Origin of the sequence: Sodalis sp. C49 (genome assembly GCF_046352915.1) — a bacterium.
Classification (GTDB): domain Bacteria; phylum Pseudomonadota; class Gammaproteobacteria; order Enterobacterales; family Enterobacteriaceae; genus Acerihabitans.
In genome coordinates this window covers 1,163,006-1,184,294 of sequence record NZ_CP163303.1, presented here as the reverse complement: position 1 = coordinate 1,184,294, position 21,289 = coordinate 1,163,006, and the positions used below count along the sequence as shown (strand labels likewise).

General features: G+C 56.1%; 18 protein-coding genes and 1 pseudogene. 9 read left to right on the top strand and 10 right to left on the bottom strand.

From position 1 onward, the window contains the following. Positions 1-11: 11 nt before the first annotated feature. Positions 12-1,166 (top strand): ribonuclease D, encoded by a 1,155-nt coding sequence (rnd, locus tag ABUK12_RS05225; protein ID WP_410015282.1) that lies wholly within the window; start codon positions 12-14, stop codon positions 1,164-1,166. Positions 1,167-1,219: 53 nt separating this feature from the next. Here rnd and minE read toward each other — a convergent pair whose 3' ends face one another. Genes minE through minC form a run of 3 tightly spaced genes read right to left on the bottom strand, consistent with a single transcriptional unit; the run spans position 1,220 to position 3,010 of the window. Further along, complete coding sequence (gene minE / locus ABUK12_RS05220) at positions 1,220-1,489, bottom strand: cell division topological specificity factor MinE (RefSeq protein WP_162365215.1); 270 nt, start codon at positions 1,487-1,489, stop codon at positions 1,220-1,222. Positions 1,490-1,492: 3 nt separating this feature from the next. Next, on the bottom strand, positions 1,493-2,305 hold the full coding sequence (gene minD, locus ABUK12_RS05215; protein WP_331120874.1) for a septum site-determining protein MinD: 813 nt from the start codon (positions 2,303-2,305) through the stop codon (positions 1,493-1,495). A 21-nt stretch (positions 2,306-2,326) separates the two neighbouring features. Further along, on the bottom strand, positions 2,327-3,010 hold the full coding sequence (minC, locus tag ABUK12_RS05210; RefSeq protein WP_410015281.1) for a septum site-determining protein MinC: 684 nt from the start codon (positions 3,008-3,010) through the stop codon (positions 2,327-2,329). Positions 3,011-3,145: 135 nt separating this feature from the next. Between minC and ABUK12_RS05205 the strand changes: the two genes are divergently transcribed. The 4 genes and pseudogenes from ABUK12_RS05205 (at position 3,146) to ABUK12_RS05190 (ending at position 5,895) form a co-directional block, all read left to right on the top strand. Continuing rightward, the gene (locus tag ABUK12_RS05205; protein ID WP_410015280.1) at positions 3,146-3,418 is read left to right on the top strand and encodes a YcgL domain-containing protein; all 273 of its coding nucleotides are present in this window, start codon (positions 3,146-3,148) and stop codon (positions 3,416-3,418) included. Between the two features lie 118 nt (positions 3,419-3,536). Continuing rightward, positions 3,537-4,621: pseudogene (locus ABUK12_RS05200) on the top strand (lytic transglycosylase domain-containing protein). Between the two features lie 93 nt (positions 4,622-4,714). Then, entirely contained in the window at positions 4,715-5,371 is a 657-nt protein-coding gene (locus ABUK12_RS05195) for a fumarylacetoacetate hydrolase family protein (protein WP_410015279.1), read from the top strand. Positions 5,372-5,448: 77 nt separating this feature from the next. Continuing rightward, the gene (locus ABUK12_RS05190; RefSeq protein WP_410015278.1) at positions 5,449-5,895 is read left to right on the top strand and encodes a YcgN family cysteine cluster protein; all 447 of its coding nucleotides are present in this window, start codon (positions 5,449-5,451) and stop codon (positions 5,893-5,895) included. 19 nt (positions 5,896-5,914) lie between these two features. Here the strand turns inward: ABUK12_RS05190 and ABUK12_RS05185 are convergent, their stop codons facing one another. Beyond that, entirely contained in the window at positions 5,915-7,006 is a 1,092-nt protein-coding gene (locus tag ABUK12_RS05185; RefSeq protein ID WP_410015277.1) for an acyltransferase family protein, read from the bottom strand. Between the two features lie 302 nt (positions 7,007-7,308). Continuing rightward, the gene (dsbB, locus tag ABUK12_RS05180; protein ID WP_410015276.1) at positions 7,309-7,839 is read right to left on the bottom strand and encodes a disulfide bond formation protein DsbB; all 531 of its coding nucleotides are present in this window, start codon (positions 7,837-7,839) and stop codon (positions 7,309-7,311) included. A gap of 385 nt (positions 7,840-8,224) precedes the next feature. On the opposite strand from dsbB, the gene fadR reads away from it, so the two are divergent. Then, positions 8,225-8,944 carry a fatty acid metabolism transcriptional regulator FadR gene (gene fadR / locus ABUK12_RS05175; protein ID WP_410015275.1) on the top strand — a complete coding sequence of 240 codons (720 nt, stop codon included), beginning with the start codon at positions 8,225-8,227 and terminating at the stop codon, positions 8,942-8,944. Positions 8,945-9,093: 149 nt separating this feature from the next. Here fadR and ABUK12_RS05170 read toward each other — a convergent pair whose 3' ends face one another. After that, the gene (locus tag ABUK12_RS05170) at positions 9,094-10,629 is read right to left on the bottom strand and encodes a SpoVR family protein (RefSeq protein ID WP_410015274.1); all 1,536 of its coding nucleotides are present in this window, start codon (positions 10,627-10,629) and stop codon (positions 9,094-9,096) included. 287 nt (positions 10,630-10,916) lie between these two features. Between ABUK12_RS05170 and ABUK12_RS05165 the strand changes: the two genes are divergently transcribed. After that, positions 10,917-12,203, top strand: a complete 1,287-nt coding sequence (locus tag ABUK12_RS05165) for a D-amino acid dehydrogenase (protein ID WP_410015273.1) — start codon at positions 10,917-10,919, stop codon at positions 12,201-12,203. Positions 12,204-12,234: 31 nt separating this feature from the next. Here the strand turns inward: ABUK12_RS05165 and ABUK12_RS05160 are convergent, their stop codons facing one another. Continuing rightward, on the bottom strand, positions 12,235-13,431 hold the full coding sequence (locus tag ABUK12_RS05160) for a multidrug effflux MFS transporter (protein ID WP_410015272.1): 1,197 nt from the start codon (positions 13,429-13,431) through the stop codon (positions 12,235-12,237). Positions 13,432-13,561: 130 nt separating this feature from the next. Here ABUK12_RS05160 and ABUK12_RS05155 point away from each other — a divergent pair, with 130 nt between their 5' ends. Beyond that, positions 13,562-13,996, top strand: coding sequence for a MarR family winged helix-turn-helix transcriptional regulator (locus ABUK12_RS05155; protein WP_410016557.1), 435 nt, complete (start codon positions 13,562-13,564; stop codon positions 13,994-13,996). A gap of 81 nt (positions 13,997-14,077) precedes the next feature. Here ABUK12_RS05155 and ABUK12_RS05150 read toward each other — a convergent pair whose 3' ends face one another. Next, positions 14,078-15,808, bottom strand: coding sequence for a potassium/proton antiporter (locus ABUK12_RS05150; protein ID WP_410015271.1), 1,731 nt, complete (start codon positions 15,806-15,808; stop codon positions 14,078-14,080). A gap of 388 nt (positions 15,809-16,196) precedes the next feature. Between ABUK12_RS05150 and ABUK12_RS05145 the strand changes: the two genes are divergently transcribed. Next, positions 16,197-17,588 (top strand): diguanylate cyclase, encoded by a 1,392-nt coding sequence (locus ABUK12_RS05145; protein ID WP_410015270.1) that lies wholly within the window; start codon positions 16,197-16,199, stop codon positions 17,586-17,588. A gap of 104 nt (positions 17,589-17,692) precedes the next feature. Here ABUK12_RS05145 and ABUK12_RS05140 read toward each other — a convergent pair whose 3' ends face one another. After that, entirely contained in the window at positions 17,693-18,967 is a 1,275-nt protein-coding gene (locus ABUK12_RS05140) for a YeaH/YhbH family protein (RefSeq protein WP_410015269.1), read from the bottom strand. Between the two features lie 125 nt (positions 18,968-19,092). Next, on the bottom strand, positions 19,093-21,027 hold the full coding sequence (locus tag ABUK12_RS05135; RefSeq protein WP_410015268.1) for a PrkA family serine protein kinase: 1,935 nt from the start codon (positions 21,025-21,027) through the stop codon (positions 19,093-19,095). Between the last annotated feature and the right edge of the window lie 262 nt (positions 21,028-21,289).

Genomic DNA, 21,289 nt, shown 5'->3' with positions numbered 1-21,289 from the left:
AAGAGAACTCTGTGTCCAATTACCAATTAATTACCCGCGATGAAGATTTACAAAGGATATGCGCGCTTGCCCGCCAGCACGATCGGGTGGCGCTGGATACCGAATTTGTCCGCACCCGCACCTACTATCCGCAGTTGGGTTTAATCCAGCTATTTGATGGTGACACGTTATCGCTCATCGACCCCCTGGCTATTTCGCAATGGCAACCGTTCCGGGAACTGCTGGCCGACCGGGGGGTGGTGAAAATTCTGCATGCCTGCAGCGAGGACCTGGAAGTTTTCCTGCATTCCTTTGATCAGATGCCGGTGCCCATGCTTGATACCCAGGTGCTGGCCGCGTTCAACGGCCGCCCGCTGTCCTGCGGCTTTGCCGCGCTGGTGGCGGATTACCAGCAGGTGGTGCTGGATAAAAGCGAATCCCGCACCGACTGGCTGGCGCGGCCGCTAAGCGCCAGGCAATGCGATTACGCCGCGGCCGATGTGTTCTGGCTATTGCCGATGGCCGATCAGCTGATCCGGGAAACCGAAGCGGCGGGCTGGACCGACGCGGCCAGGCAGGAGTGCGACGCCTTATGCCAGCGGCGCCAGGAAATCGTCGATCCGGAACTGGCTTATCGCGATATCGGCAATGCCTGGCAGTTGCGCACCCGGCAACTGGCGTGCCTGCAAAAATTGGCCTCCTGGCGCCTGCGCAAAGCGCGCGAGCGGGATATGGCGGTGAACTTCGTCGTACGGGAAGAAAATTTATGGCAGGTGGCGCGTTATATGCCGGGATCGCTGGGCGAACTGGACAAACTGGGGTTAAGCGGGCCGGAAATCCGTTATCACGGCAAAATGCTCCTCGCCCTGGTGGAGGAGGCGGCGGCCATGACGGAAGATCAGCTGCCGGAGCCGGTGGTTAATCTCATCGATAAACCCGGCTATCGCGCGCTGTTTAAAACCATTAAGGAACATATCGCCATTGCCAGCGCGGAATCCGGATTAAGCGTGGAACTGCTGGCGTCGCGCAGGCAAATCAATCAATTACTCACCTGGCATTGGCGGCTGACCCCGGGGCAGCGCACGCCGGAATTGCTCAGCGGCTGGCGGGAAACGCTGTTTGGCGCGCGGTTACGCGCAATACTCGACGGTGAGGCGGCAACCACCGACCTGCCCGCGGCATTATAAATCCCAAGGCGCTCTTTTCCCCCTGCACCGGCAGGGGGATTATTGGCTGGTGATCATTTCGGCGTTTCTTCCGCTTCCGGCAGCGTTACGTTCAGCTCGAGGATGGAAATATCGCCTTCCCGCTGCTCAAGCTGCACGGAGACCATTTCCGGATCGATCTGCACATATCGGCAAATGACCTCGAGAATATCGCGTTTCAACTGCGGCAAATAATGAGGCTCGCTATCGCCCCGCCGGCGTTCCGCAACGATAATCTGCAGCCGTTCCTTGGCTATATTGGCTGTCGTTTTTTTACGGGAGAGAAAAAAATCGAGTAATGCCATGGTTTATCCCCCAAACAGGCGTTTTAAGAAACCCTTCTTCTCTTCTTCAATGAAGCGGAAGGGACGTTCTTCTCCTAACAGGCGGTCAACCGTGTCTGAATAGGCTTGGCCGGCATCAGATTCAGCATCGAGTATTACCGGCTCACCCTGATTGGAGGCCCGTAATACGGACTGATCCTCGGGGATGACGCCCAGCAGGGGAATGCGCAGTATTTCAATCACATCTTCCATGCTCAGCATATCGCCACGGTTTACGCGACCGGGGTTATAGCGGGTCAGCAGCAGATGTTCCTTAATCGGGTCCTGGCCATTCTCAGCGCGCCGGGACTTTGACGACAGTATCCCCAGGATACGGTCCGAGTCGCGCACCGACGACACTTCCGGGTTGGTGGTGATAATGGCCTCATCGGCGAAATACAGCGCCATTAACGCGCCGGTTTCGATGCCGGCCGGCGAATCGCAGACCACAAAATCAAAATTCATTTCGCCGAGGTCGTTGAGGATCTTTTCCACGCCCTCGCGCGTCAGCGCATCTTTATCCCGGGTTTGCGACGCCGGCAGGATATACAGGTTATCGGTGCGCTTATCTTTGATCAGCGCCTGGTTCAGCGTGGCGTCGCCCTGGATGACATTAACAAAATCATACACCACGCGCCGCTCGCAGCCCATGATAAGGTCCAGGTTGCGTAAACCGATATCAAAATCGATCACCACGGTTTTTTTACCTTTCCGGGCCAATCCGGTAGCAATGGCCGCGCTTGATGTGGTTTTGCCAACGCCCCCTTTGCCCGAAGTAACAACTATAATGCGTGCCATAATGGATTCCTTGTCAAGGGCTTAATTTAAAGGTTGAATGGTAAGCGTATTATCTTGCAGGCTGAGACGGGCGGCTTTACCCGCGTATTCAGCCGGGATCTGATCGCTTAACCAATACTGACCGGCAATGGAAACAAGTTCCGGGGAGAGGTGGGTGCAGAAAATCTGGCACTGCGCATCTCCCGACGCACCCGCTAACGCCCTGCCTCGCATCATGCCATAAATATGGATATTGCCGTCGGCAATAAGTTCGGCGCCGGCGCTGACGCTGCTGGTGACGATCAAATCGCAATCGCGCGCATAAATCTGTTGACCGGAACGCACCGGGCTATCGATGCGCCGGGTCTTCAAGGCCGTCGCCGGTAGGGCAGGCGCCGCCTTTTCGGCGCGTTTGGGCGCCTTGCCCTCGTTCAACAGCGGCAAGCCGCTACGCACAATGGCTTTTTTCAGCCGGTCATCCTTGCATCCGCTGACGCCGACCACATGCAGGCCGGTGGACAGGATGGTCTGGCGCAACGCTTCCCAGTCGGTGTCCCGCGTCAGGGTGGAAACATTGATTACCACCGGCGCATCCTTCAAAAAAGCAGGTGCCTGTTCGATTTTTTCCTGTAATGCCTGACGAATATCCTCAGGTTGGGCGTCATGAACATGAATTACCGATAAGGTAAAACTACTGCCTTTTAACTCAATGGGCGTCTGTGACATCTATCCTGACTCAGTCTTGACTCATGTATTTTCCCGGTAAGCTACCGGTAAGCGATATTCCGAAGCACTGCATGCATGTTATAGTTACTGCTATATACAGGCAAGACACTAAACCATGTTAACCAGGTAAAAAATATGTTTTGTGTGATCTACAGAAGTACCAAACAAGATCAAACTTATCTTTATATCGAAAAAAAAGATGACTTTTCCCGGGTGCCGCCCGACCTCATGGCCCGATTCGGTAAACCGGTGCTATCAATGTTATTCCCGCTAAATGGTAGCAAAAAACTGGTCGCGGCGGATATAAATAAAGTCAAACAAAGCCTGGTCGATCAGGGTTTTTATCTGCAATTACCCCCGCCTGTTGAAAATTTACTGGCGCAGCATCATAACGCCCGCGCAAAATAACTGTTCATTGATCCACTATTTAATGGCGAATGCGCCATGATGGCATTATAACGTTCCTGTAATATCTCGGCTGCGCGGGCGGCCCCGCGTAAAAATATCGCGCTAAGGAAATAGCCTTATGAAATTATCCGCCATCCCTCTCCTGGTTAGCAGCCTTATGCTGGCCGGTTGCAGTCATCATCCCCATGCCGCCAACGCCGGGCAGGCGGCCGTGGCGCCACAGTCGGCGGCAAAGCCCGCGGCCGACGCCCAGGGCGGCAAAACCCTGCTCTCGCAACAGAGCCGCGATCCGGCCGAGTTTCCCGCCTATCTGGAGCAGTTAAAAACCGAGGCGCTGGCCCAGGGCATTAATGCCGGCGTCGTGAACCAGGCCTTTGCGCAAACGCACTTTGTCGATCGGGTCATCAGCTCCGATCGGAACCAACTGGAAAATAAAGTCACTCTGGATGAGTACCTGCAGCGCGTGCTGCCGGCCTGGAAGATAGAACAGGCGCGGACCCAATACCGGGACTACCAGCCGCAGCTGGCGACCATCAGCGCCCGTTACGGCGTGCCGGCGCGCTTTATCGTGGCGTTGTGGGGCATGGAAAGCGGCTTCGGCAAGATCCAGGGACGTGAGGATGTCGTCTCCGCCCTGTCTACCCTGGCGTTTGAAGGCCGGCGTGAAAAGTTCTTTAAAAGTGAATTGTTCGCCGCACTGCGTATCCTGGAGCAAAACGACATCGGCGTCGGTGAGCTGAAAGGCTCGTGGGCCGGCGCCATGGGGCAGAGCCAGTTTATGCCCAGTTCCTACCTGCGCTATGGCGCCGACGGCGACGGCGACGGCAAAATAGATATATAGATATCTGGAATAATGTGATGGACGTGTTTGCCTCCACCGCCAATTATCTGGCCACGGAAGGATGGAAGCCGGGGCAGGGATGGGGGCAAGAGGTCCGCCTGCCGGCGGGGTTCCCGGCGCAGGCTGCCGGCCTGAAGGACACGCAGGCGCAAACGGTGGACGCCTGGAGCGGGCAGGGCATACGCCTGGCCGACGGCAGTTCCCTGCCGGCTTCGGCGCAGCGCGCCTGGGTGATTATCCCGGACGACACTCAAAGCCGGGCGTTCCTGGTCTATGATAATTTCCGCACCCTGATGCGCTGGAACCGCTCTTATTATTTTGCCCTCAGTATCGGCACGCTGGCGGATGCCCTGGGTCAATAACGACCGCCGTGAAGGTTTGCGGCGACTGGGGTATGATAATAGCGGAAACTACTATGTAATCGACTCATCATTTACCGGCAGGAGACTGTGGACATGTATCAACATCGCGATTGGCAAGGCGCGTTACTGGATTTTCCGGTGAGTAAGGTGGTCTGCGTCGGCAGCAACTATTCCGACCATATCAAGGAGATGGGCAGCGCCACGCCCACCGAGCCGGTGCTGTTTATCAAACCCGAGACCGCCTTGTGCGATATCCACCAACCCATCGCCATTCCCGCCGATTGGGGGGAAGTGCACCATGAGGTGGAACTCGCGGTCCTGATCGGCATGCCGCTCAAGCACGCCGATGAGGCCCATGTGGCCCGCGCCATCGCCGGCTATGGTGTGGCGCTCGACCTGACGCTCAGGGAGCTGCAGGCCAAATTCAAGAAAGCCGGGCAACCCTGGGAAAAAGCCAAAGGTTTTGACGGTTCCTGCCCGATTTCCGGCTTTATCCCGGTGGCGGAGTTTGGCGATGCGCAGCAGGCTACGCTGACGCTTAAGGTGAATGACGACGTGCGCCAGCAGGGCAACACGCGGGATATGATCACGCCCATACTGCCGCTTATCGCCTATATGAGCCGTTTTTTTACCCTGCGCCCCGGCGATATTATCCTGACCGGCACGCCGCAGGGCGTGGCAAAGCTGCAGTCCGGCGACCGGCTTACCGTGACGCTTAACGAGCTGGCCCTGGAAACCCGGGTTATCTGAATCTGATTTCATCGCCGCCTTGCGTCACGGCAAGCCGGCATCTAAAATAGCTGCCCGTCGTTTAACCGGATACCATTATGACAAGCCGCCCCTTTTGGCAAGAAAAAACCCTGGCCGAGATGACCGACGATGAATGGGAATCGTTATGCGACGGTTGCGGCCGGTGCTGCCTGCATAAGCTGATTGACGATGACACCGAGGAAGTCTATTTCACCAACGTGGCCTGCAACCAGCTGAATATCAAGACCTGCCAGTGCCGTCATTACGACACGCGCTTTGAATATGAACCGGATTGCATCAAGCTGACGCGCGAAAATCTCCTCACCTTTGACTGGCTGCCGCCCACCTGCGCCTATCGGCTGCAGGAGGAAGGCAAGCCCCTGCCGCAGTGGCATCCGCTGATCACCGGCTCCAAGGCCGCCATGCACGGCGAACGCATTTCGGTGCGTTATATCGCGGTGCGGGAAAGCGAGGTTACCGACTGGCAGGACCATATCCTGAACAAACCGGCCTGGGCGCGTTAAGCGGCCGCCCGGCGCGGGCTTAGCCCAGGGCCTTTTCCGCGCGCATCAGCGACGGGTATTGGAACAGTACGCGTCCGACGCCGCGGTTAAGCGCCCACCAGATGCCGATCGCGCCCGCGGTGCATAACGCGGTTGCCGCCAGCGGATACGCCGCCAGCCAAAACAGCGAGAACAGGCGATGGTCAAACGCGTGGTAACGCGCCAGCGCGCCCAGCATGGGTACGGCCAGCAGCTCGGTCAGCAGTTTATGCAGCACATAGATCTGCAGCGTATTTTTGCCTATCCAGTTAAGCATCCGCAACGCTTCGTTATGCCATGACCAGTTACGGTTCACCCACTGGCAGCACAGTATGGCGATACACACCGCCAGCGCGCTGGTAAACAGGCTCTTATCCATGGCAAGCACCGCGTGAATCAGCGCCAAGACGGCAAGGGATGCCAACAGTATCCGCCGCGAGCGGCTCTCGGCCAGCAGGGCGACGATGCGTGCGCCCAGGAAACAGCCGGTAAAAAAGAAAATCCCGTTTTGCGCCACGCTTGCCGGCCCCCACCACGGCACCATCCCCAGGACGCAGGCGTAATTCAGCAGCGCGCCCAGGATAAGCAGCGCCAGCCAGTGACGTCGCCACAGTTTGCAGACGACAAAATACATGGCCAGGGCGTACAGATACCAGGGGCTGGACATCGCGGTCGCCACATACAGCAGAAATTGGCCGGTGGAGGCCGCGTAGGCGGCGTTATGCGCCATCAGCCGCCAGTCGTCAAACGCCAGCTCGCGGTTGATGAAACTCACGCATAACCACTGTACGGCGCACCATAGCAGGTAAAGATAAAAGAGATTGACCGCTTTCTTGGTCGCCACCTCATGCCAGGAGCGGTTGATCACGCTGTCAGCGGCCAGCAGGCCGGAAATAAAGAAAAACGCCGGCATGCGCAGCGGCACCAGATAATGGTTAACCGCCACCCAGGCGCGGGTGAGAAATAGGTGCGCGTCAATCAGCGCGAGCGAGGGAATATAGCTGGTGGTAATGACATGATTTAATACCACCAGCAGGATGCAGATCCCCTTAAGGGAATTAATCCACTGAATTTTTTTGGCTGTATCGGGCATGAGCGACTCCCCGCGGGGCGATATGGGCGAACCTGGAGGGAGAGTAGCGGGCGAGGGGGTCGGACACGAGTGAAATCGCTGTGTTTTTGTACGATTTCACTTTTACTTATTTCGTTCCCCCTCTCAGGTTTACGTAACAACAGCCATCGCCGGCATGGCGCAGCTCATAAAACACCGCCGCACGTCCCTGCGCGCCATCGGGCGATGCTCAGGGCGTCTTTGTCATGGCGCCCTCTACGTGATTATTGAGGCCTCTTCACCGTTTTGCCTGAAGAGCTGAAGGCGCGGCGGTCGATTTCCGGTTAACGGTTAAACAGGTCGCGTTTTTTGGGGCGAAACGGCTGGGCGATCAGGACCAGCACGCCGACCAGGAGATAAGCGCCAAAAATCACGATCATCCACTGCGGCATCTCCAGGGACATAAAATGCCATTGTCTGACCGCGCAATCACCGGTGGCGCTGAATACGGACGGCAGCCATTTATCCAAGGGCAGCCAGGAGGGGAAGCTGACAAAAAAATCACAGGTGACAAACGGCGAGGGATTAAGCTGAATATCCGTATGCTTCATCGCCAGCATTAGGCCTTCCCAGGCGCTGTAGAGCCAAATAATTAGCGCACCGTAGCGCAGGGGCGTCGACGGCGCGACGGCGCCGACGATGCCGGCACCCATAATGCCGAACAGCGCGCAGCGCTGGTAAATGCACAGTACACAGGGTTTTAATAACATGACATGCTGAAAATAAAGCGCCACCAGCTCCAGGGCGAAGGCGGTAAGCGCCAGCAATACCCAGGCACCACGCCCTCTTGAGCAGCGGTTAAAGAATTGCAACATACATTATTATCCAGGCCGGTTGGTTGCTTTTAAACAGGCAGTTTAAATCAATTAAAGCCAGAAGCCAGCCTCTTTTTTAGGAATATGCCACTTGATATCATACTTGTTTCCCTTTTATTCAATCTGATGGTGTTCTGCTTTTTCCGCTGCTATTTTGTCGTGCCGCCTGCGCGGGAATCGCCGCAGCGGAATCATGCCGAATAAGGCCGTTATGCGCAGTGGGAGGAAAACCCCGCCGGTAATGCGGCGGACATGACATTTTATTGCCGGATATGGCAGGGTTTTGCTGTTACTATCCCTTAACGCTGTATATCGGGTTCACGCGTTCTGATATCATTAGGCCGTTTTTAGCTCACATACGCATGCTGCTACGGAACATAACATTATGGTCATTAAGGCGCAGAGTCCTGCCGGTTTTGCGGAGGAGTATCTGATTGAGAGTATTTGGAACAATCATTTCCCGCCAGGTTCAATCCTGCCCGCGGAGCGCGAACTGTCCGATGTGATAGGCGTTACGCGCACCACCCTGCGGGAAGTGCTGCAGCGGCTGGCGCGTGACGGCTGGCTGACAATCCAGCACGGCAAGCCCACCCGGGTGAATAATGTCTGGGAAACCTCCGGGTTGAATATCCTGGAAACCCTGGCCCGCCTGGACCATGACAGCGTGCCGCAGCTGATTGATAATTTATTGTCGGTGCGCACCAATATCGCTTCGATCTTTATCCGCATGGCGATACGCTTTTATCCGGATAAGGCGCAGAACGTGCTGGCCCAGGCGAAAGACCTGGAGGATCAGGCGGATGCCTTCACCGAAATGGATTACCGTATTTTCCACGAGCTGGCCTATGCGTCGGGCAATCCTATATATGGCCTGATCCTGAACGGCCTGAAAGGCATGTACCTGCGGGTGGGACGTTATTATTTCTCCAATCCCCAGGCCCGCGAGCTGGCGCGTAACTTTTACACGCATCTGGCGGCGCTGTGCCGCGACGGCCTGTACGATCAGGTTATCGATCTGGTCCGCCATTACGGTAATGAAAGCGGCATCATCTGGAGCAGCATGCAGTCCGCCATTCCGCGCGATATCGCCGAATTCAGGCGTTAACCTCAACGCCTGACAGGCCCGCAGAACCGTTTCCGGCCGGCGCGCACGCGTCGGTATGCGTTTGGAATGTTATGGGAAAAGAATACAGACGATAAAGCGTAGCCGCGCTATTGGAAACGCGGCGCCTCTACAAGACGGCGCCCATGCCATCACAGCGGTATAGACCGCGGCGGACAGCGTTCAATCAACTCAATATTGCCATCGTCATTGACCTGTTCCATATAGACATCAAAACTCCACAGCCGATGAATATGCTTCATCACTTCGCGCCGGCTTTTAGCCAGCGGCGCGCGGTTTTGCGGCGTATAGCGCAGTGTCAACGAGCGGTCGCCGCGCAGATCGACATTCCAAATCTGGATATCCGGCTCCAGGTTACTCAGGTTATATTGCGATGAAAGCTCCTGGCGTATGGCCCGGTAGCCCTCCTCGTTATGAATGGCGGCAATTTCCAGATAATTATTGTGGTCGTCATCCAATACCGTAAACAAACGGAAATCGCGCATGATTTTCGGCGACAGGAACTGGCTGATAAAACTCTCATCCTTGAAATTATGCATGGCGAAATGCAAGGTCTCCAGCCAGTCGCTGCCGGCGATATCCGGGAACCAGTGCTTATCTTCGTCCGTCGGCGACTGGCAGATGCGTTTGATATCCTGGAACATGGCGAACCCTAACGCATAAGGGTTGATGCCGCTGTAATACGGACTGTTATAGGGCGGCTGGTAGACGACGTTGGTGTGGCTGTGCAGGAACTCCAGCATAAAACGATCGGTGACTTTTTTCTCATCATAGAGATGGTTAAGAATGGTGTAGTGCCAGAAGGTGGCCCAGCCTTCGTTCATTACCTGGGTTTGTTTCTGCGGATAAAAATATTGGCTGACCTTGCGCACGATGCGCAGGATCTCACGCTGCCAGGGCTCGAGCAGCGGGGCGTTTTTCTCCATAAAGTACAGCAGGTTTTCCTGCGGCTCATGGGGATAGCGGCTGGCCTGGGCCGGCAACTCTTCTTTTTCGCGCCGGGGCAGGGTGCGCCACAGTTCGTTAACCTGGCTTTGCAAATATTCCTCGCGGCTCTTTTGCCGCGATTTTTCTTCCTGCAGCGAGATTTTCTGCGGACGTTTATAACGATCGACGCCGTGGTTCATCAGCGCATGGCAGGAATCGAGCAGTTGCTCCACCTGCTCGACGCCGTAGCGTTCCTCGCATTTGGTAATATAGCCGCGGGCGAAGATGAGATAATCGACGATGGAGCTGGCATCGGTCCAACTGCGGAATAAATAGTTATTTTTGAAAAAAGAATTATGGCCGTAACACGCATGCGCCATGACCAGCGCCTGCATGGTCATGGTGTTTTCTTCCATCAAATAGGCAATACAAGGGTTGGAGTTAATGACAATTTCATACGCCAGCCCTTGCTGGCCCTGCTTGTAACGTTGTTCAGTCTCGATAAATTTTTTGCCGAACGACCAATGGGTATAATTAATCGGCATGCCGACGCTGGAATAGGCGTCCATCATTTGCTCGGAGGTGATCACTTCTATCTGGTGGGGGTAGGTGTCCAGCCGATAAAGCTTCGCCACCCGGTCGATCTCGTCCAGATAATCCTGCAGCAGCTCAAATGTCCAGTCGGGTCCATCGCTAAGACAAGTGGTATCCTTAAAACTTTCGTCAAGAGAAATCGTCATCAGCGCACCTCATCGTTACAGACAGCACTTCATCATGCTGGCTTATAATTAATCCTAGTGCAAGATGAAAATGACGCAGGCGCCGCGCCAAATTTAATCCCGGCGCGATTATCCCCGGTTAATGGCGTATTGCCCTTGAAATAACCCCACGGCTGAGTATTTTAGGATGGGCTAACAGCAATGTCGCGGCTTGCGCCGGCCAAGGAAACGCTGGCCGGTTAACCGTTTTTTCTCCCCTACTACATTATTATTGTGCTGCGCAATGGGCGCCATAGGATTGGATAATCATGCGGGTCATCATTCTGGGTAGTGGCGTTATCGGCGTGGCAAGCGCGTGGTATCTTGCCCGGGCGGGGCATGAAGTGCGGGTGCTTGACCGGCAGCCCGGACCGGCGCAGGAAACCAGCGCCGGCAACGCCGGACAGATTTCCCCCGGTTATGCCGCGCCATGGGCCGCGCCGGGCGTACCGTTAAAGGCTATAAAATGGATGTTTCAGCGCCATGCGCCGCTGGCTATCCGGCTGAAAGCCAGCGATCACCAGTTGCGCTGGATGTGGCAAATGCTGCGTAACTGCGACAGCCACCATTATTATATTAATAAAAGCCGCATGGTGCGCCTGGCGGAATACAGCCGTGATTGCCTCAAGGCGCTGCGCGACGAAACCGGTATTGCCTATGAAGGCCGCCAGGGCGGCACGCTGCAGCTGTTTCGCACCGACCAGCAGTATGCCGCCGCCGCCAGGGATATCGCCGTGCTGCGCGATGAAGGCGTCCCTTTCGCCCTGCTGGAAGCCCATCAGCTGGCCGGCGTCGAACCGGCGCTGGCGGGCGTGGCCCATAAGCTTAGCGGCGGGCTGCGGTTGCCTAACGATGAAACCGGCGATTGCCAGCTGTTTACCCAGCGTCTGGCCGCCATGGCCGCCGCGCAGGGCGTTGAATTTCAGTATAATTGCACTATTACCGGCCTGATGCGCACCGGCAACCTGGTGGCCGGGGTCGTCTGCGACGGCGAGCTGCTGCAGGCCGATGCGTATGTGATGGCGCTGGGTTCGTATTCCACCGCCATGCTGCGCGATCTGATCGACATACCCGTCTATCCGCTGAAGGGCTATTCGCTGACCATCCCCCTGGCCGATGAACAGGGCGCGCCGGTATCCACGGTCCTGGATGAAACCTATAAAATAGCCGTCACCCGCTTTGATCGGCGTATCCGGGTGGGCGGCATGGCGGAAATCGTCGGTTTCAACACCGGCCTGGAAAAAGCCCGGCGCGATACGCTGGAAATGGTGGTGCGCGATCTTTTTCCGTTCGGCGGCCATATCGAGCAGGCCACATTCTGGACCGGACTGCGCCCGATGACGCCGGACGGCACGCCCATCGTCGGGGCCACGCCGGTGAAAAACCTGTATCTCAACACCGGACACGGCACGCTCGGCTGGACCATGGCCTGCGGGTCGGGGCGGCTGCTGGCGGATATCATCAGCGGCGCGCGGCCGGAGATTCCCTATGACGATTTATCGGTCGCCCGCTATGACGGCAATTTCAGGGCGGGCGTGGAGCCGAAAATGGCCTGACGAGCGCGCGGCGGGGCCGCCGCCGCCGGTGCTATTGCGGCAATGACGTCAGCCTCCCCGACAAGCGCCGGGTATGCAGGCGGGCGATGCCGGCAAATACCGCGCCCAATAACATCACCAACGACAGCGACAGGCGCGGCGGCAGCGGCAGGGCGATAAACGCCAGGCTGATGGCGGCCGCGCCCGCCATCTGGACAAAGCCGTTCAGCGCGGCCGCCACGCCCGCCTGGTCGGGATACGGCTCCAGCGCGTAGCTGGCGGCGGGGCCCAACAGAAAGGCCAGTCCGGAACAGGCTATCGCCACCGGCAGCATATAGCTCAGCCAGTGGGTTTGCCATATCAGCGGCGTCCAGGCGACGCTGGTCAGTAACGTCAGGCTGCCCAGACCCATCAGCAGGGTACCGATGGTCAGGCAGGCGGGGCGGCCCGCTTTGCGGATCACCCGGTTGGCGATGACGCTGACCAGCATAATCCAGCCCCCATTGGCGCCGAAGGCCAGCGAAAACTGCAGCGGCGTCAAGTGGGCCACCCCCATCAGCACCTGGGATGAAAGCGACACATAGGTCAGCGCCATCGCCATGGCGCCGGTATTGACCAGGGAAAACACCCGAAACCGCCGCTGACCGAGGATCGCCAGATAGGCGTTCACCGGCAGGCCCAGGCGGCGCAGGGTATTGCCCGGGCGCGTTTCCGGCAATCCCCGGGCAATCAGCGCCAGCACCACCAGGGCATAAGCAGTCAGCGCCCAGAAGGGCGCGCGCCAGCCGAACCACTCGGCCAGCAGCCCGCCGGCCAGCGGGGCCAGCGCCGGCACGATATTCAGCGTGCCGTTCAGGAAGCTGAAGGCGCGGGCCGCGTCGTCGCCGTTGAGCCGGTCGCGCACGCAGCTGAACAAGGCGACGGTGGTACAGCATACCGCCAGGCCCTGCAACACCCGCGAGCACAGGAACACCGCGGGCAGTTGGGCCAGGGCCGCCATGGCGGCCCCCAGGCCGTACAGCGCCACGCCCGCCAGCGCCATGGGCCGGCGGCCGAAATAATCCACCAGGGGGCCGGTAAGCAGCTGACCGACGCCCATGACCAGGATAAACAGCGGGATAGTGGACTGGATCAGGGACTCCGGAGTACCCAGTCCTTTGGCGATGCCCGGGATCACGGGCAAATAGAGATCGATACCCAGCGGACCCAGCAATACTAATGACAGCAACAGCAGCAGAAATTTTCGCATCTATAACCACATATTAAGAACGAGCTTAAGAATAGGGGCAGCCGGCGGGCAAGGAAAGAGGAAAAATGGTCATCCAGGCTAATATATGATAATTTTTGTCACATTGTTTCTGATGTTGTTACCCGCCTTTATGAAAACGGAATATAAAAGTTTTTCCAAATTGTTGCATTTGACTTCCAGGGCATTGCGCATGGCGATTGACCGGCGTTTGAAATATCTCGGGCTCAGCCAGGCCAGCTGGGTGGCGGTGGCGGCGATAGCCGGCGCGCAGTCGCCGCTGTCGCAAAGCGAACTGGCGCTGATCCTCGGCGTCGAAGGCGCCACTATCGTCTCCATGATAGACCGCCTGGTGAAGCTGGATTTGGTTCAGCGCATTCCCACCGCCCAGGACCGGCGCAAGAAATTGCTGGTGGTCACCGCCGAAGGCAAGGCATTGTACGAAAAAGTGCGCATGGAAGCCGATGCCATCGGTAAGGAGATCCTGGAAAACGTGACCGAACAGGATATCCAGGTTGCCATGCAGGTGCTGACCAAAATCTACGCCGCCACCGAATCCCTGGATTGACGCCCCCCGTCCGCCGTGCCGACGGCGCTGGCACCGGCCCATCCGGGCAGATGGCGACGTTTTTGCGTTGCCGCGGCGCCGTTAAACCTGCTCTTCGGCGATTTTAATACCGATTTTACTCACTTTCTGATCGTCTTTTTCGGCGATGGTCCACACCAATCCTTCCGAGACGACGTTATCGCCCACCACCGGTTCGCCGCCGCCCAATAATTGCATCACAAAGGCGCCCAGCGTCAGCTCATGTTCCACTTTCTCATGCAGATCGAGGCCATAGATGGCCGCCACGTCTTCCAGCCTGGCATTGGCCTCGAGAATAAAATCGCCGAAAAAACGCTGATCCAACGCCACCGGCGGCGACTGGCTGAACAGCCTGCCCAGCGCCGGCAAATCCCGTTCCCGGCCGATAACGCACAGTACATCGCCCTCTTTCAACCGGGTGTTGCCGGTGGGGTGCAACATCACGTTATCGCGAAACAACGCGGCGATACGGGTGTGCTTGGGCATTTTCATATCGCGCAGCGCGGCGCCGACACACCAGTTATCCTCATTAAGCTGGTAAATAAACTGTTCCCAGGGATTTTCGGGATGGATATCCATGCCCACCCGGTTGATAGGCTTGGCGGTGGGCGGCACCACCACCTTAGCCAGCCTGGCGGCAAAACCCAGCGACGTTCCCTGCAGCAAAAGTGAAATCAATACGATAAAAAACGCGACGTTAAAATACAGGCGCGCGTGGTCCAGGCCGGCCATCATCGGGAATACCGCCAGGATGATCGGTACGGCGCCGCGCAGGCCCACCCAGGAGAGAAATACCCGCTCCCGGGCGGTAAAGTTGCGAAAGGGCAGCAACCCGACCCAAATGGATAACGGACGGGCGACCAGCATCAGCCAGAGCGACAAGATCAGCGCCGGCACCGCAATCATCCACAAATCGCTGGGCGTCACCAACAACCCCAGCACCAAAAACATGCCGATCTGGCTTAACCAGGCCATGCCGTCGAAGGTTTGCAAAATACCGTGTCGGTTGCGGATCGGCCGGTTGCCTAATAAAAAGCCGCAGAGATAGACCGCCAGGATGCCGCTGCCTTCCAGCGCCGTGGTCAGGGAGAAAATCATGATGCCGCCGCTTACCGCCAGCAGCGGATACAGTCCCGGGGCCAGGGAAATTCGGTTAATGGTTTGCAGCAGCAGCCAGCCGCCGCCCAGGCCGAACAACATCCCCAGGCCGAACTGCTGGATCAAATGCACCAGGAACATCCAGCTTAAATGGGATTCATGTCCCTGGATCATCGAGATAAGCGTAATGGTCAAAAACACCGCCATGGGATCATTGCTGCCGGACTCAATTTCAAGCGTGGCGTTGACGCGCTCGTTCAGGCCTTTGTCGCCCAGCAGCGAGAATACCGCGGCGGCGTCGGTGGAACCGACGATGGCGCCGAGCAACAACCCTTCTATCAGGTTGAGGTGAAATAGCCAGGCCGCCACCATGCCGGTCAGTCCGGCGGTAATCAGTACGCCCACAGTCGCCAGCGACAGCGCGGGCCACAGCGCCACGCGAAACGAGGTGGCGCGGGTGCGCATGCCGCCGTCGAGTAATATCACCGCCAGCGCCAGGTTGCTGATGAGGTAGGCGACCGGATAATTATCGAAACCGATGCCGCCGATACCGTCCACCCCGGCCAACATGCCGATGGCCAGGAAAATAACCAGGATTGGAATACCCAAACGGGAAGAGAGGGAACTCAGCAGGATGCTGCCGCCCACTAAAATAGAGCCAATAATAAATAAACTGATGATGGTGCTGCTGTCCAACCTAACTCTCCTTTATTGTTTTCGCCGGCTCCCGCTCATCCTGAACGGAAATAAGAGGCTACTGTTCCAGACAATATTGCCGGGCGGTGATGGGTGCCGCTGTTTATGCATGGAGGGGGCTTTCAAACTACCTCCTTTCACGCCAACCACAAAGCCGTTTTTTGCCAAAAGGCTGTTTTTAGGCATTTCACGTCCAATACGCGGGATAATGGCTAAAAATCGACGCAAAGGGTTTTATGCCATGGCCGTGCCGGGATAATCATCGACATCGGCCGGCGGCTGGACAATGGGGTCTGAATGGAGCGCCCATGCTATGGCGCATGCCTGGGTTTTTCATTCATGTTACTATAAATTACCGCTGATAATGAATTACTGAATAAAAATTCCGATGAAATTTGACGGGCAATATTACGACATGCTGATCGTGAAGGAATGGCAGGATTTGATTGCCATCACCAGCGAGGCCGCACATAAGCTATTAATTTCATTGAAAAATGAAGATATTGATTTATTGGTGGACGATTTTTACGATTATATGCTGGGGGATGATAGCGCCCGGCTATTTCTTTCCAGCCAGCAGGTCAAGGATCGTCTGCATGCCACGCTGGTTCAATGGCTAAAGGCGGTATTGAGCAGTTCCGCCGCCGATCTGCCGGCATTGATCAGCGTCCAGCGTAAGGTCGGCGACGTGCATGCCCGCATCGGCATCCCCATTGATCTGGTGGCGCGCGGCGCCCGCCGTGCCAAAAGATCCCTTTATATCCTTCTGCGGCGCGATATTACCGATTTGGCCTTATGTTACGACGCCATGCGCTTTTCATCCCTGGCTATGGATATGGCTATCGAAGTCATGACCACGGCGTATTCCCGGTCCCATGAAAATACCACCAAGGACAAGGAGAATTTCCGCTTATTCTCCATTCTCGACAACGTCCATGTCGAACGGGAGCGCCAGCTTGCGGCGTTGCTGAACTGGGAAAACCAGTTTATCTACAACATCGCCACCGGTCTTCCCCTGGCGGAGATCGTGCCGCTGGCAGACGCGGAATTCGGGCTGTGGTTTCAGCACAAAGGACGGCACGTGTTTGAATCCGTTGACGAAGTCGCCGCCATCGAGGGATTGTTGGCCGGCGCCGACGCGTTTATTGCCTCCTACAGCGCCGATCGGGTGGCGGTAGCGGAACTGCGCCACCAGCTGCTGCGCACCGTGCGTAACCAGGTAAAGCAGATCAGCACGCTGCTGGCGACGCTGTTCGACGAGCTGGCGAAATTTGAAAATGGCAAAGATCCCCTGACCAATCTGCTGAACCGGCGCTTTATTCCCACCATACTGCGCCGGGAAATCGCCCTGGCGATGCGCTCCGGCACGCCGTTTGTCATCGCCATACTGGATGTCGACTATTTCAAAAGCATTAACGACAGCTTTGGTCATGATGCCGGGGATGCGGCGCTGAAAAAAATTGCCGTGACCCTCTATGAGAGCGTACGCAGCAGCGATTATGTTTTTCGTTACGGCGGGGAGGAATTTATGCTGCTGTTTGTGGAAACGTCCGAAAGCCAGGCGGTTTCCATACTGAACACCATTCGCAACCGCATCGCGGAGCGGCCGGTCCAGCCGGCGGACGGTGGCAATATCACCCTGACGGTGAGCGTCGGCCTGTGCATATTCGACGGCCATCCCGATTATGAGCGCTTAATTAAAAAAGCCGACAACGCGTTATATCTGGCGAAACAAAACGGCCGGGATCGCATCGAAATCTACCGCGAAGGGCATCACTGAGGCGGGAGCTACACCTGGCAACGGGCGTTGTGGCAACGGGGCGGGGCAAAACCTAAATCAGCCAGAATAAAACCGCAGTCTGGCTGATTTACCTACAGTTGCGTTTATCTTTCGTTAACCTGTTTATGGAACAATTCCCTGAATACCGGATAGATATCTTCCTGATCGCGGATATGCTGCATGGCAAAATTGTCATATTTGGCCTGCAGATCTTCATATTCCCGCCACAGGGTTTGATGCGCCCGGCGGGTGATCTCGATATAGCTATAATACCGCACCATCGGCAATAGCTTGCCGGCCAGCAGTTCGTGGCACAGCGGCGAATCGTCCGCCCAGTTATCGCCGTCGGAGGCCTGCGCGGCGTAGATATTCCACTGCGCGGGGTCATAACGTTCCTTCACCACCTCTTCCATCAGCTTCAGCGCGCTGGAGACAATGGTGCCGCCGGTTTCCTGGGAGTAGAAAAACTCATGCTCATCCACTTCCTTGGCCTGGGTGTGATGACGGATGTAGACCACGTCGACGTTTTTATAGGTCCGGCTGAGAAACAGATACAGCAGGATATAAAACCGCTTCGCCATATCCTTGGTGGCCTGATCCATCGAACCCGACACATCCATCAGACAGAACATGACCGCCTGGCTTGACGGTTCGGCGCGCCTTTCGAAATTTTTATAACGCAAATCAAAAGTATCGATAAACGGTACCCGGGCGATTTTCTGCCGCAGCTCCGCTATCTCCTTATGGATCCGCTCCTCCTCCAGCAATTGGGCCGGCTCGCTGTTGGCGAGCATGGCCAGCTCCTCCTCGAGCTCCCGGATGCTGCGGCGTTTGCCGGCGGTCATGGCGGTGCGCCGCACTAAGGAGTTTTGCAGCGAACGCACCACGCTGATATTGGCCGGCACGCCGGTGGACGTATAGCCGGAACGGTGCGTCTTGTACTCATTCAGCTGCTTATGCTGGTTTTTTTGCAGATTGGGCAGCGCCAGGTCCTCAAACAGCAGGTCGAGGTATTCGTCTTTCGAGATTTGAAAGACGAATTCATCCTCGCCTTCGCCGTCCTGGCTGGCATTGCCCTGGCCGCTGCCGCCGCCCCCGCCCGCGGGCGGACGCTCAATGCGGTCGTTCTGGATAAAGTGATCGTTGCCGGGATGCACCCGATGGCGCATGCCCCCACGTCCCTGATGGAAAATAGGCTCATTGATATCAGTATTGGGAATCGACACCGATTCCCCGCTTTCTATATCGGTAACCGAACGCTTGTTGATGGCCCCGGCAATCGACTGTTTGATTTGCGACTTATAGCGGCGTAAAAAGCGCTGGCGGTTCACCATGCTTTTGTTCTTGCCGTTAAGTCGTCGGTCAATAAAGTAGGCCATATATTTCCTCCGGGCGACATTGTCCACCAGCTTTACTTATGCCGAAATCCTCGACAATAAGCCACTACGGCCAGCCACGCCGCAGCACAAATGCGGCGGCGTGACGACAATGTCGGCTACTGCGATCAAGACGATTTCCTCACCCGCAGATACCATTCACATAACAGGCGCACCTGTTTGCGGGTATAACCCTTTTCCATCATGCGATCCACAAAGTCGTCATGTTTTTTCTGCTCATCGGTAGATGTTTTCGCATTAAATGAAATAACAGGCAACAACTCTTCGGTGTTGGAGAACATTTTTTTCTCAATAACGGTGCGCAATTTTTCATAACTGGTCCAGTTAGGATTACGTCCGTTATTGTTGGCGCGGGCCCGCAGCACGAAGTTGACGATTTCGTTACGGAAATCTTTCGGGTTGCTGATGCCCGCCGGTTTTTCAATTTTTTCCAATTCCGCATTCAGTGCTTCCCGATCGAATAACTGGCCGGTATCTGGATCGCGGTATTCCTGGTCCTGGATCCAGAAATCGGCATAGGACACGTACCGGTCAAATATATTTTGACCATATTCGGAATAGGATTCGAGATAAGCGGTTTGAATCTCCTTACCGATAAACTCGGCATATTTAGGAATCAAATAACCCTTGAGATGTTCGAGATATTTTTCGGCAATATCCTGCGGAAACTGCTCGCGTTCAATTTGCTGTTCCAGGATATAAAATAAGTGTACCGGGTTAGCCGCTACCTCGCCGTGATCAAAGTTGAATACCCGCGACAAGATTTTAAAGGCGAAGCGGGTGGATAAGCCGTTCATGCCTTCGTCGACCCCCGCGTAATCACGGTATTCCTGATAGGATTTTGCCTTCGGGTCGGTATCTTTCAGGCTCTCGCCGTCATAGATGCGCATTTTGGAGTAGATACTGGAGTTTTCCGGTTCTTTCAGCCGTGAAAGGATGGAGAAACGGGCCAGCGTTTCCAGCGTGCCCGGCGCGCAGGGCGACTCCGACAGCTCACTATTGACCAACAGTTTTTCGTAGATCTTGATTTCCTGCGAAACCCGCAGGCAATAAGGCACTTTGACGATGTAGACACGGTCAAGGAACGCCTCGTTGTTTTTATTGTTGCGGAACTGCACCCATTCCGATTCGTTGGAGTGGGCGAGAATGATGCCGTTGAACGGCAGCGCGGCGATACCTTCGGTACCGTTATAGTTCCCTTCCTGGGTGGCGGTCAGCAGGGGATGCAGCACCTTGATCGGCGCCTTGAACATTTCGACGAATTCCATGATGCCCTGGTTGGAGCGGCAAAGGGCGCCGGAATAGCCATAGGCGTCGGGATCGTTCTGGGCGTGGTCCTCCAGTTTGCGGATATCGACTTTACCGACCAGGGCGGAGATGTCCTGATTGTTCTCATCGCCCGGCTCGGTCTTGGCGATGGCTATCTGCTCTAGAATGGACGGCCAGACCTTGACCACTTTAAAACGGGTGATATCACCGCCGAACTCGTGCAGGCGTTTGGCCGCCCACGGCGACATGATGGTGCCGAGATAGCGGCGCGGCACGCTATACTCTTTTTCGAGGATGTTGGCGTCTTCCTGCGGGTTGAACAGGCATAACGGATGATCGTTGACCGGGCTGCGCTCGCCGTTGGCGCTCAGGATGTAGATGGGCACCCGCTGCATCAGCGCCTTGAGACGCTCGGCCAGGGAAGATTTACCGCCGCCAACCGGTCCGAGCAGGTACAGGATCTGTTTCTTTTCTTCCAGTCCCTGGGCCGCGTGCCTGAGATATGACACGATTTGCTCAATAGCCTCTTCCATGCCGTAAAATTCTTCAAAGGCGGGGTAGCGTGCTATAACGCGGTTGGAAAACAGTCGGGAAAGCGGTGGCTCCTGGGCGGTGTCGACCATGACCGGCTCACCGATGGCCATTAACAGTCTTTCCGCCGCGTTGGCGAATGCGCTGCGATCCTGGCGGCAGATGGTAAGGAATTCCTGCAGTGTGAACTCTTCGTCCTTGGCAGCTTCGTAGCGCTGACGATACTGGTCAAATATGTTCATAGCGATGCCCGTCCTTCGTTATTAGCACAGGTTAAAAAGGAGCTAGGATAAGTATTTAGTGCTCCTGAAAAAATCGATCTCTCCTAAGTACAGCAACCACTATGCCAACTTTGTTTGCACTTTATTGTTACCGCTCTCAGGAAAAACCTTTCTCTATAATAAAGTTTAGTTGGCATCTGGCAAATGTCATTTATGTGTTACCGCTTTTTTTAAGATATATCAATGACTCAGTTAACGTTTTTTTACCAAAGCCCTGTGTGGC